Source organism: Chromobacterium piscinae (genome assembly GCF_021129175.1).
GTDB classification, from domain to species: domain Bacteria; phylum Pseudomonadota; class Gammaproteobacteria; order Burkholderiales; family Chromobacteriaceae; genus Chromobacterium; species Chromobacterium piscinae.
This window is the reverse complement of sequence record NZ_JAJOHV010000024.1, coordinates 23,324-34,860: the sequence shown is the minus strand read 5'-3', so window position 1 is coordinate 34,860 and position 11,537 is coordinate 23,324. Positions and strand designations below refer to the sequence as shown.

Sequence of the window (11,537 nt, the reverse complement as noted above, 5' to 3'; positions counted from 1 at the left end):
CGGCCACGTCGCCGACGCCCGGCAGCGTCGATCCGCCGGCGATCTCGGCCAGAGGCGCCATCACGAAGGCGCGCTCATGCATCCGGGGATGAGGCAGGATCAGCCGCTCATCCTCGAGAAAGACGCCATCGTAATACAACAAGTCAAGATCCAGCACCCTTGGCGCGTTGCGGAAGCTGCGTTCGCGGCCGAAGCGTTGCTCCAGCGCCAACAATTCGTCCAGCAGCCGATGGGGCGGAAGCGCGGTGTCCAGCAAGGCCACCGCGTTGATGAAATCGGGCTGGTCGGCGTAACCGACCGGCGCGGTGCGGTACAGCGAGGAATGGCGGACCATCTCGGTCCCGGCCAAATGGCCAAGGGCCGCGAGAGCGGCCCTGACCTGCTGTTCCGGCTGCTCCAGGTTGCTGCCCAGAGCCACGTAGGCCAGCGTCACTCGGCGCTCTCCCCCGCGCCCTCGGGCTTGCGGCGGCCGCTGCGCCTGCGGCGGCGCTTCTTGGCCGGCTCCTCGGCGCCGCCCTCTTTCGCCTCGGCGATCAGGCGCTCGCACTCATCGCCGTCGGCGCGCTGGAAGCGCTCCCACCACTCGACCAGGGCGCTCGGCACTTCGCCGGCCTCGCTGCGCAGCGCCAGGAAGTCATAGGCGGCGCGGAAGCGGGGCTGCTCGAGGAAACGGTACGGACGGCCGCCGGTGCGGCTGTCGAAGCGCGCCTGCAGCGTCCAGATTTCGCGCATAGTCACACTGAAGCGGCGCGGAATGGCGAAATCATTGTCCTGTTCGTTTTCCACATCGGAAATGGCGTCCAGCAACGCCGGCAGGGTCTTCTCGCCGGCCTCGCAGCGGCGCTGCCAGCCCTGGGCCACCTGGCGCCACAACAAGGTGGCCAACAGGAATCCTACGGAAATCGGCTTGTCGGCGCGCAGGCGGGCGTCGGTGCTGTCCAGACTCAGCTTCAGGAAGGCGTCTTCGCCGCCCTTGTCGTCCATCACCGCGTCCAGCAGCGGGAACACGCCACGGGCCAGGCCTTCTTCGCGCAGCTTTTTCAGGCAGGCGTAGGCGTGGCCGGACATCAGCAGCTTGAGCAATTCATCGAACAAGCGGGCCGGCGGCTCCTTCTTCAACAGATGGGCGTGGGAACGGATCGGCTTCTTGGTGTCCTCGTCGATCTCGAAGCCCAGCTTGGCCGCCAGGCGCACCGCGCGCAGCATGCGCACCGGGTCTTCCTGATAGCGGCGGGCTGGCTGGCCTATCATCACCAGCTTCTTGGCGTGCAAATCCCTGACGCCGTTGTGGTAGTCGATGACGGTTTCGTTGGACGGGTCGTAGAACAGCGCGTTGACGGTGAAGTCGCGGCGGTGGGCGTCCTCTTCCTGGCTGCCGAAGCTGTTGTCGGCCATGATGCGGCCGGTTTCATTGGTGTCGTCGACGCTGCCGCCGCGGAAGGTGGTCACCTCTATGGTTTCCGGGCCCATCATCACGTGGACGATGCGGAAACGGCGGCCGATGATGCGGGAGCGGCGGAACAGATGGTGCACCTGCTCCGGCGTGGCGTTGGTGGCCACGTCGAAATCTTTGGGCGATACGTCCAGCATCAGGTCGCGCACGGCGCCGCCCACCACGAAGGCGGAGAAGCCGGCCTCCTGCAGACGGGAGGTCACGCGCAGCGCGGCGTGGCTGAGCTGATCGCGGCGAACGCCGTGTTGCGGCAACGGATAGACGCGCGGCTTGCCGCGGCGCTTGCCCATGGGCAATTCCAGAACTTTACGGATGAGCTTGCGGATCATTTGGAAGATAGTGGCTTGGAATGCTGGATTCGCAAGGTTAGAGATTCAAGGTCGCGATTATAGCCCGAATCCCCGCGGAAAATACACATGGCCCTTCCCTCCCCAAGAAACTTGTTTCAATCGGCACCGCCCGCGCCTGGCTCCGCCAGATACCGTTCTAGGCAATGTTGCAGATGCGCGCGCAGCGCCGCCACCGCCGGCGACAGCATCAAGCGGTGCGGGGTCACCAGGCACAGGGGCGTCGCCTCGGTCTCATAGCCGGGCAGCAAGCGCGCCAGCCGCCCGGCGCGCAGATCGGCCAGCACGTCCAGCCTGGATTTGTAGGCGATGCCGCAACCATCCAACGCCCAGCGCCGCACGACTTCCCCATCATCGCTGAGCCAGCGCCCCCCCACCGCCACCGTCTGCCGCTGGCCATCGCGCTCGAAGCTCCAGCGCTCATGCACCGCCGTTCCCAACACCATCCTCAGGCACTGGTGGCCGCGCAAATCCTGCGGCGTCTCCGGCGCGCCATGGCGGACCAGATAGTCCGGCGACGCGCACAGCACGCGGCGGTTGTCCGGCATCAGCGGCAACGCCACCAGGCTGGAATCCTCGGGCACGCCATAGCGCAGCGCCACGTCCACCGGCTGGCGATAGAGATCGGCCACGCGGTCGCTGATCCGCAACTGCAGGCTCAAGCCGGGGTGCGATCGCAAAAAATCGTCCAGCCAGGGCCTAAGCAGGTTGCGCCCCAGGTCCGACGGCATCGACAGCGACAGGCTGCCGGATAGTTCGCGCCGGTCATGCTCCAGCGCCAGCCTGCCCGCCTGCAGCGCGTCCAGCGCGCCGCGGGCGTGTTCCAAATAGCGCTCCCCGGCCAGCGTCAGCCTCAGGCTGCGGGTGGAGCGCGCCAGCAGCTGCGCGCCCAGCGCCTGTTCCAGCCGCTTCAAGGCGGCGCTGGCCACCGCCGGGCTCAAATCCAGCTGCCGCGCCGCCGCCGACAGGCTGCCGTTGTCCGCCGCGCGGATGAATACCTGTAAATCGTCTACTCGAACCATTTTCATCAAAATTTTTTTGAAACTGATTCATATATTAGCCGGATTTTCTTGAAATCAAACCGCAATACCATGCGAGGCATCACGAAGGCGGACCCTGCGCCGCCCGGATCGAACAAACGAAAGGAAGCCAGAATGAAAGCCGTCGCCTACTACCAAAGCCTGCCCATCTCCCACCCAGAAGCGCTGCAGGACGTGCAGTTGCCTGAACCGGCCATCGGCGAGCATGACCTGCTGGTGGAAGTGAAAGCCATCTCCGTCAACCCGGTGGATGTCAAAGTACGCGCCAATATGGCGCCGGAAGCCGGCCAAGCCCGCGTGCTGGGCTGGGACGCCGCTGGCGTGGTGAAGGCCGTCGGGGCTAAGACCAGCTTGTTCCAGCCGGGAGACCGCGTCTGGTACGCCGGCGCGCTGCAACGGCCCGGCGCCAACAGCGAGCTGCACGCGGTGGACGAGCGCATCGTCGGCCACATGCCGGACAGCCTGGACTTCGAAACCGCCGCCGCGCTGCCGCTGACCGCCATCACCGCCTGGGAATTGCTGTTCGACCGCCTGCAGGTGCCGGCCAACCAGCAGCCATCCGGCGAGAAGCTGTTGGTGGTCGGCGCGGCGGGCGGCGTCGGCTCCATCCTGGTCCAGCTGGCGCGCCAGCTGACCGGCCTCACCGTCATCGGCACCGCCTCGCGGCTGGAAACCCAGGCCTGGGTCAAAGAACTAGGCGCGCATCACGTGATCGACCACCGCCAGCCGCTGAGCCGGGAGCTCAAGCGCATCGGCGTCGATCAGGTCGACTACGTGGCCAGCCTGAACCAGACCGACCAGCACTTCAGCGAAATCGTCGAATCGCTGGCGCCGCAAGGCAAGCTCGCGCTGATCGACGACCCGGCCGCGCTGGACATTGCCCAGCTGAAGCGCAAGAGCCTCTCGCTGCACTGGGAATTCATGTACACCCGATCGATGTTCGATACCGACGATCAGATCGAACAGCACAAGCTGCTGACCGAGCTGGCGCGGTTGGTGGACGCCGGCATCGTCAAGAGCACGGTCTCCGAGCGCTTCGGCGCGATCAACGCCGCCAACCTCAAGCGCGCCCACGCGCTGCTGGAAAGCAATACCGCCAAAGGCAAGATCGTGCTCAGCGGTTTCTGACCCCGTCGCGCCGAGAGCGGCCCGCCGCGGGCAGGCCGAGACTGGCGCACCTTTCCCAACCCGGCCGCCGACGCGCGGCCTTTCCGGCCCTACAAGCGGCCTTTCCGGCCCTACAACATGAATGCGCCCCGCCTCACCCTGATCACGATAGACCTGTCCTTCCATGCCGCCAGCGCCGCGGCGGTGGCCGCCGTTCTGGAGCGGCACGGCGTGGAGGTCGAAGAACGCCGCGCGCCGCACGAGCGCGCATTCGAACTGCTGGCTGCCGGCCAAGGCGACATGTTGTGCAGCGCCTGGCTGCCCGGCAGCCACGGCGCCTATCTCGCGCCCATCGAGAACCAAATCGAAAAACTGGCCGCGCTGTATTCCCCCTACGCGCTGTGGGGCGTGCCCGACTATGTGCCGGCGGAAGCGGTGGCCGAAATCGCCGACCTGAAAAAGCCGGAAGTCTCGGCGCGGATGATCAAGAAAATACAGGGCATCAATCCCGGCGCCGGCATCAGCCGCTTCTCCCGCGAAATCATCTCCCGCTACCGGCTGGGCGAGGATGGCTACCATTTCGAAAACGGCAGCCTGGAGGACTGCGTCTCCGCGTTCGAGCAAGCCGTCGCGCGGCGCGACTGGACGGTAGTGCCGCTGTGGCAGCCGCAATTCCTGCACTGGCGCCACCGCATCCGCGAACTGGCCGATCCGGAAAACCTGTTGCGCGGCCAAGACCAGGCGACGCTGCTCATTCGCAAGGCCGCGCTGGCCCGCCTGCCGCCAGCGGCCGTAGACGACTTGCGCGCGCTGCGGCTGGGCAACCGGACCGTCGCTTGGCTGGATCATCTGATCAGCCGCGAAGGCATGGTGCCGGCCGCCGCCGCGCGGCAATGGCTGTCATCCGTCTAACCCTCAGTTCATCGCGGCCGTTGGGTCAAATGGGAGCGACAGTCATGTTCAACAAGACGACATTCATAAAACCACATCATCAACCCAGTAGACATATGGGCAAAATCCAGAGAGCATACGGACTTCATTCCCTTGCTCCGCCCAAGAGAGCCCTCGCAAGGAAAGAAATCGGGGAAGGCCGCAGATCCGAATGATGGCCGCGCGGCATTCCTGCACATTCAGGAGCACGCTGTGTATTCCAGATCCAATCCTCCATCCGCCCGTCGGCGGCAAGCCGCCGTTGGCAGGCACCCCTGGCGCCGCCTCGCGCTGCTTGCCCTGGTTCTGTCCCAGGCCGGCTGCGCGGTCGGCCCAGATTTCAAATCCCCCATCCTTCCGGATGCCGCCAAGCGCGGCTATTCTGAGTCGCCGCTGCCGACAGCCACCGCCAGCGCCGAACAAGCCGGCCCCGCCGGCGCCAGCCAACGGCTGCTCAACGGCGGCGAACTGCCCGCGCAATGGTGGACGCTGTTCCGCTCGCCGGAACTAGACCAGCTGATCCGCGCCGCGCTGGAGCACAACCCCACGCTGGAAGCCGCTCAGGCGGCGCTGGTCCAGACCCGCGAGAACTACAACGCCGCCTCGGGCAGCCTGCTGTTCCCCAATGTCAACGCCCAGTTGGGCGGCGGCCGGCAGCGCGCGATCCTGACCGGCACCAATCCCAGCGAATTCAACGTCTACAGCGCCACCGTCAACGTGTCGTACACGCTTGACCTGTTCGGCGGCTCCCGGCGCCAGCTGGAAGGCCTGATGGCGGCGGCCGACTACCAGCGCTTCCAAACCGAGGCCACCTACCAGACGCTGGTCGCCAACGTCGTCACCGCCGCGGTTCAGGAAGCTTCGCTGCGCGGCCAATTACAGTCCACGCGGGAATTGCTGAAGGCGCAAGAAGCCCAATTGGCCATCGTCGACAAGCAGGTGGCGCTCGGCGCCCAGGCCCGCTCCGCGTCGCTGAGCCAGGGCACGCTGGTGGCGCAGACCCGCGCCCAGCTGCCGCCGCTGGAAAAGGCGCTGGCGCAAACCCGCAACCTGCTGGCGACGCTGGTGGGCCGCTTCCCCGGCGAAGGCGGCCTGCCGGAGTTCCGGCTGGAATCGCTGAAGCTGCCGGACGAACTGCCGGTGTCGCTGCCGTCCGACCTCGCCCGCCAACGCCCGGACATCCGCGCCAGCGAAGCGCTGCTGCACCAGGCCAGCGCCAATGTCGGCGTCGCCACGGCGAACCAGTACCCGCAGATCACCCTCAACGGCAGCTACGGCACCCAGCACACGGTATTGCCGAGCATGGACGTCGGCAACACCTTGTGGAACGTAACCGGCGGGCTGCTGCAGCCGCTGTTCAACGGCGGCGCGCTCAGCGCCAAGCGCCGCGCGGCCGAGGCGGCCTATCGGCAGGCGGAGGCGCAGTACCGGGCGACCGTGCTGAAGGGCTTCCAGAATGTCGCCGACAGCCTGCGCGCGGTGGAGGCCGACGCCATGGCGCTGAAGGCCCAGGCCGACGCCGAGTCCCAGGCGCGCGAGTCGCTGGAGGTGCATACCCGGCAATACAAGCTGGGCGGCATCAGCTACCTGGCCCTGCTGGACGCCGAACGCAGCTACCAGCAGGCAAAAATCGGCCTGATCCAGGCCCAGGCCGCCCGCTATAGCGACACCGCGGCGCTGTTCGTGGCGCTGGGCGGCGGCTGGTGGAAGCAGCCGGCGGCCGCCGACTGACCGACAGAACACACGCATCGCCCGCCGCGAGCGGCGGGCCGGCCAATACGAATCGCCATTAAATCAAAGAGAAGACGAATCATGACCAAGCGAATGTTGATCATGCTGGGCTGCGTGCTGGCGCTGGTGGTGGCGCTGGGCGTGGGCTTTTTCCTCCACATCCAGAAGCTGATCGCCAGCTCGCCCAAGCCGGGGCCGCAGACAGTGTCCACCGCGGTGGCCAAAATGCAGGAATGGCAGCCGCAGCTGGGCTCGGTGGGCACGCTGTCCGCCGTGCACGGCGTGGACGTCAGCAGCGAAGTGGCCGGCCAGGTGCGCAGCCTGCACTTCAAGTCCGGCGAAGACGTGAAAGCCGGCGAGGTGCTGGTGCAGCTGAACGCCGATTCCGACGTCGCCCAGCTGCGCGCGCTGCAGGCCGCGGCCGAGCTGGCGGCCACCACGCTGAAGCGCGACCGCGCGCAGCTGGCGGTGCAGGGCGTCAGCCAGGCCCAGGTTGATGCCGACGAGGCCGACCTGAAGAGCAAGAAGGCCCAGGTGGCGCAGCAGGAGGCGCTGGTAGCCAAGAAGACGATACGCGCGCCGTTCGCCGGCCGCGTCGGCATCACCCCGATCAATCCCGGCCAATACCTGAACCCGGGCGACAAGATCGTCACGCTGCAAACCATCGATCCGGTCTACATCGATTTCTACCTGCCGCAACGCCAGATCGCCCAGATCCGTCCGGGCCAGCCGGTCAAGGTGAAGAGCGACGCCTTCGGCGCCCAGCAGTTCCACGGCCGGATCAACGCGATCAGCCCCAAGATCGACCCGGCCACCCGCAACGTCCAAATCCAGGCCACCATCGCCAATCCGAAACGCCAGCTGCTGCCCGGCATGTTCGGCAACGCCACCGTGGACGTGGGCAGCAAGCAAAGCCGCCTGACGCTGCCGCAGACCGCGATCACCTACAACCCGTACGGCTCGACCGTATTCATCGTCCAGAAGGGCAAGAACGGCCTCGAGGCGCAGCAGGTCTTCGTCACCACCGGCGACACGCGCGGCGATCAGGTAGCGATCACCGGCGGCCTGAAGGACGGCCAGGAAGTGGTGACCAGCGGCCAGCTGAAGCTGAAGACCGGCACGCCGATCACGGTCAACAACTCGGTGCGCCCGTCGGATAATCCGAACCCGACGCCGCAAGAACACTAAGGCCGCGCCATGAACTTTACCGACATCTTCATCAAGCGGCCGGTGCTGGCCACGACGATCAGCCTGCTGATCGTCGTGCTCGGCCTGCGCTCGCTGTTCGGCCTGCCGATCAACCAGTACCCGCAGACGCAGAACGCGGTGGTGACGATTTCCACCACCTACTACGGCGCCGACGCCAAGACCGTGGCCGGCTTCATCACCCAGCCGCTGGAGTCGGCGATCGCCCAGGCCCAGGGCATCGATTATCTGTCGTCCTCCAGCAGCAACGGCGTCTCCACCATCACCGCCACGCTGCGGCTGAACTACGACGCCAACCGCGCGCTGACCCAGATCAACACCCAGGTCAACTCGGTCAAGAACCAGCTGCCGGCCCAGGCGCAGCAGCCGGTGCTGACAGTGCAGACCGGCCAGACCACCGACGCGATGTACATGGGTTTCTACAGCGACACGCTGCCGACCAACAACGTCACCGATTACCTGGTGCGCGTGGTCAAACCCAAGCTGGACTCGGTGCCCGGAGTGCAAACCGCCGAAATCCTGGGCGCGCGCCAGTTCGCGCTGCGCGCCTGGCTGGATTCGGCCAAGATGGCGGCCTACGGCGTCACCGCGGCCGACGTCAGCGTCGCGCTGGCCAGCAACAACGCGCTGAGCGCGCCGGGCTCCAGCAAGGGCCAGATGGTGACCATCCCGCTGACCGCGGACACCGACTTGCACTCGGTCGCCGAATTCAAGCAGCTGGCGATCAAGCGCAACGGCGACGCCATCGTACGCCTGGAGGATGTGGCCACAGTGACGCTGGGCTCGGAAAACTACGACTTCAACGTCGCCTTCAGCGGCGTGCGCTCGGTATTCATCGGCATCAAGGTGGCGCCGGAAGCCAACATCCTCGACGTGGCGGCGCGGGTGCGCAAGGCCTTCCCCGCCGTCCAGCAGCAATTGCCCACCGGCCTGACCGGCCAGATCGTCTACGACTCCACCGACTTCATCAACACCTCCATCCATGAGGTGGTGAAGACGCTGCTGGAAGCGCTGGTGATCGTGACCGTGGTGATCTTCCTGTTCCTGGGGAGCTTCCGCGCGGTGGTGGTGCCGGTGATCGCGATGCCGCTGTCGCTGATCGGCACCTTCTTCATCATGCTGATGCTGGGCTACTCGATCAACCTGCTGACGCTGCTGGCGCTAGTGCTGGCCATCGGCCTGGTGGTGGACGACGCCATCATCGTGGTGGAGAACGTCGACCGCCATATGCGCGAGGGCAAGACGCCGTTCGAAGCCTCCATCATCGCCGCCCGCGAGCTGGGCGGCCCCATTCTGGCCATGACGGTGGTGCTGGTGGCGGTGTACGTGCCGATCGGCTTCCAGGGCGGTCTGACCGGCGCGCTGTTCACCGAGTTCGCCTTCACGCTGGCGGCATCAGTCACGGTGTCCGGCGTGGTGGCGCTGACGCTGTCGCCGATGATGTGCTCGCGCTTCTTCAACGCCGACATGGACAACAGCCCCTTCGTCCACGCCATCGACCGCGCCTTCGAGCGCGTGCGCCTCGGCTACCGCCGCATCCTGCACAGCCTGCTGGGAACCTGGCCGGTGCTGATCGTGATGGGCGCCATCCTGATCGCGCTGCTGGCGGTGATGTTCAAGATGTCTAAGTCCGAACTGGCGCCGGAAGAGGACCAGGGCATCGTGCTGTCCCAGGTGGTGGGCGCGCCGACGGCAACCTCTGAACAGATGCAGACCTACGCCAACCAGGTATTCCAGGTGGCTAAGGCAACGCCTGAATACCAACAGATGTTCCAAATCACCGGCGTGCCATCCATCAATGCCGGCATAGGCGGCGTGCTGCTCAAATCTTGGGACCAGCGCACGCGCAGCGCGCATGAGATCCAGATGGACCTGCAGGCACGCTGGAACAAGATCGCCGGCGCGCGCGTGGCGGCATTCCAATTCCCCTCGCTGCCGGGTGCCTCCGGCCTGCCGGTGCAGTTCGTAATCAATACCACCGAACCGTTCGAGAACCTGAACCAGGTAGCGCAGCAAGTGATGGACAAAGCTCGCGCCTCCGGCAAGTTCTACTTCCTGGATTCGGACCTGAAGATCGACAAGCCGCAGGCCACGGTGATGATGGATCGCGACAAGATCACCGCGCTGGGCCTGAGCCAGCAGGATGTCGGCAACGCGCTGAGCGCGGCGCTGGGCGGGGGCTACGTCAACTATTTCTCGATCGACGGCCGCTCCTACAAGGTGATTCCGCAAGTGCAGCAGGTCGATCGGCTCAACCCCTCGCAACTGCTGGATTACTACATCAAGACGCCGAACAACGGCGTGATCCCGGTCGGCACCGTCGCCACGTTGAAGTACGACGTGGTGCCGCAGTCCATCACCCGCTTCCAACAGCTCAACTCGGTGACCATCTCCGGCGTGTCCGGCGCGTCCCAGGGGGAGGTGCTGCAATTTCTGCGCGACACAGTGCAGCAAGTGGCGCCGACCGGCTATTCGGTCGACTACTCCGGTCAATCCCGCCAGTTCATGCAGGAGTCCGGCGGCTTCCTGGTGACCATGCTGTTCGCGGTGATCATCGTGTTCCTGGCGCTATCGGCGTTGTTCGAAAGCTTCCGCGATCCGGTGGTGATTCTGGTGTCGGTGCCGCTGGCGCTGTTCGGCGCGATGATCTTCATCTTCCTGGGCCTCTCCTCGCTCAACATCTACACCGAGGTGGGCTTGGTGACGCTGATGGGCCTGATCAGCAAGCACGGGATACTGATCGTCGAAGTGGCCAACGAGCTGCGCAAGACCGGCCTGTCCAAGCGCGAGGCGATCGAGGAGGCGGCGTCCATCCGGCTGCGCCCCATCCTGATGACCACGGCGGCGATGGTGTTCGGCGTGATCCCGCTGGTGATCGCCTCCGGCGCCGGCGCGGCCGGCCGCTACGCGATGGGCCTGGTGATCTTCACCGGCCTGTCCATCGGCACGCTGTTCACGCTGTTCGTGGTGCCGGCGATGTATATGTTCATCGCCTCGCGCCGCGAGGAGAAGGCTCAGCCGGCGCTGGAAGAAGCCGCTCAGCACTAAGCCCTCGTCCTGGGCTATGATCCGACAGGCGGCCACGGCCGCCTGTTTTCATTCCACTACAGGAAAATCGCCATGCCAGCCAGCCATCCCGACGAATTCGTCACCGCCCTCTTGCTTGCCGGCGGCGAGGGCCGGCGCATGGGCGGCGTAGACAAGGGATGGGTGGCGCTCGACGGCGTGCCGCTGGCCGAGCGGGCGGCCGCGCGTCTGCGGCCGCAGGCCGACGCTTTGTTGATCAGCGCCAACCGTAACCTGGAGCGCTACGCCGTGCTGGGGCGGGTGGTGGCGGACGCGCCGGAATTCGCCGGCGGCGGACCGCTGGCGGGGCTGGAGGCCGGCCTCTCCGCCTGCGGCGGCGGCTGGCTGGTGACCGCCCCCTGCGACCTGCCCTTCCTCCCGGACGACCTGGCGGCGCGGCTGCTGGCGCCCTTGCTGCGCGGCGAAGCCCCGCTCAGCGTGGCCCGTTGCGGCGGCCATCCGCACCCTGTATGCATGGCGGTCTCGGCGGACTTGCTGCCCTCGCTGCGCGACTATCTGCGCGGCGGCGGACGCAAGGTCAGGGAATGGCAGGCGCGCGCGGGCGCGGCGATGGTGGACTTCGACGACGCGCCGCAAGCCTTCCGCAATCTCAATACCCCGGACGACCTGGCGGCCGCCTCGCAGGGCTGAGCCGCG

Annotated in this window: 9 protein-coding genes; 6 read left to right on the top strand and 3 right to left on the bottom strand. The window is 66.3% G+C overall.

The genetic code is table 11. The features are described 5' to 3' along the window. The 3 genes from folK to LQR33_RS08585 form a co-directional block, all read right to left on the bottom strand. A partial coding sequence (gene folK / locus LQR33_RS08595; RefSeq protein ID WP_231468369.1) for a 2-amino-4-hydroxy-6-hydroxymethyldihydropteridine diphosphokinase occupies positions 1 to 433 on the bottom strand: 433 nt, incomplete at its 3' end. Further along, on the bottom strand, positions 430 to 1,782 hold the full coding sequence (pcnB, locus tag LQR33_RS08590; protein WP_231468367.1) for a polynucleotide adenylyltransferase PcnB: 1,353 nt from the start codon (positions 1,780 to 1,782) through the stop codon (positions 430 to 432). The genes pcnB and folK, both read right to left, overlap by 4 nt. Before the next feature lie 116 nt (positions 1,783 to 1,898). Next, positions 1,899 to 2,828: a LysR family transcriptional regulator gene (locus tag LQR33_RS08585; protein WP_231179091.1), complete on the bottom strand. Its 930-nt coding sequence runs from the start codon at positions 2,826 to 2,828 to the stop codon at positions 1,899 to 1,901. Between the two features lie 126 nt (positions 2,829 to 2,954). On the opposite strand from LQR33_RS08585, the gene LQR33_RS08580 reads away from it, so the two are divergent. The 6 genes from LQR33_RS08580 (at position 2,955) to mobA (ending at position 11,531) form a co-directional block, all read left to right on the top strand. Beyond that, a complete protein-coding gene (locus LQR33_RS08580) occupies positions 2,955 to 3,968 on the top strand; it encodes a zinc-binding alcohol dehydrogenase family protein (protein ID WP_231468364.1) in 1,014 nt (337 codons plus the stop codon). Between the two features lie 117 nt (positions 3,969 to 4,085). Continuing rightward, on the top strand, positions 4,086 to 4,859 hold the full coding sequence (locus LQR33_RS08575) for a glycine betaine ABC transporter substrate-binding protein (RefSeq protein WP_231468362.1): 774 nt from the start codon (positions 4,086 to 4,088) through the stop codon (positions 4,857 to 4,859). A 231-nt stretch (positions 4,860 to 5,090) separates the two neighbouring features. Then, complete coding sequence (locus LQR33_RS08570; protein WP_231468361.1) at positions 5,091 to 6,608, top strand: efflux transporter outer membrane subunit; 1,518 nt, start codon at positions 5,091 to 5,093, stop codon at positions 6,606 to 6,608. Between the two features lie 81 nt (positions 6,609 to 6,689). Next, positions 6,690 to 7,796, top strand: coding sequence for an efflux RND transporter periplasmic adaptor subunit (locus tag LQR33_RS08565; RefSeq protein WP_231468359.1), 1,107 nt, complete (start codon positions 6,690 to 6,692; stop codon positions 7,794 to 7,796). Positions 7,797 to 7,805: 9 nt separating this feature from the next. Continuing rightward, positions 7,806 to 10,862: an efflux RND transporter permease subunit gene (locus tag LQR33_RS08560; protein WP_166438540.1), complete on the top strand. Its 3,057-nt coding sequence runs from the start codon at positions 7,806 to 7,808 to the stop codon at positions 10,860 to 10,862. Between the two features lie 72 nt (positions 10,863 to 10,934). After that, positions 10,935 to 11,531, top strand: a complete 597-nt coding sequence (gene mobA / locus LQR33_RS08555; protein WP_231468357.1) for a molybdenum cofactor guanylyltransferase MobA — start codon at positions 10,935 to 10,937, stop codon at positions 11,529 to 11,531. Positions 11,532 to 11,537: the final 6 nt, after the last annotated feature.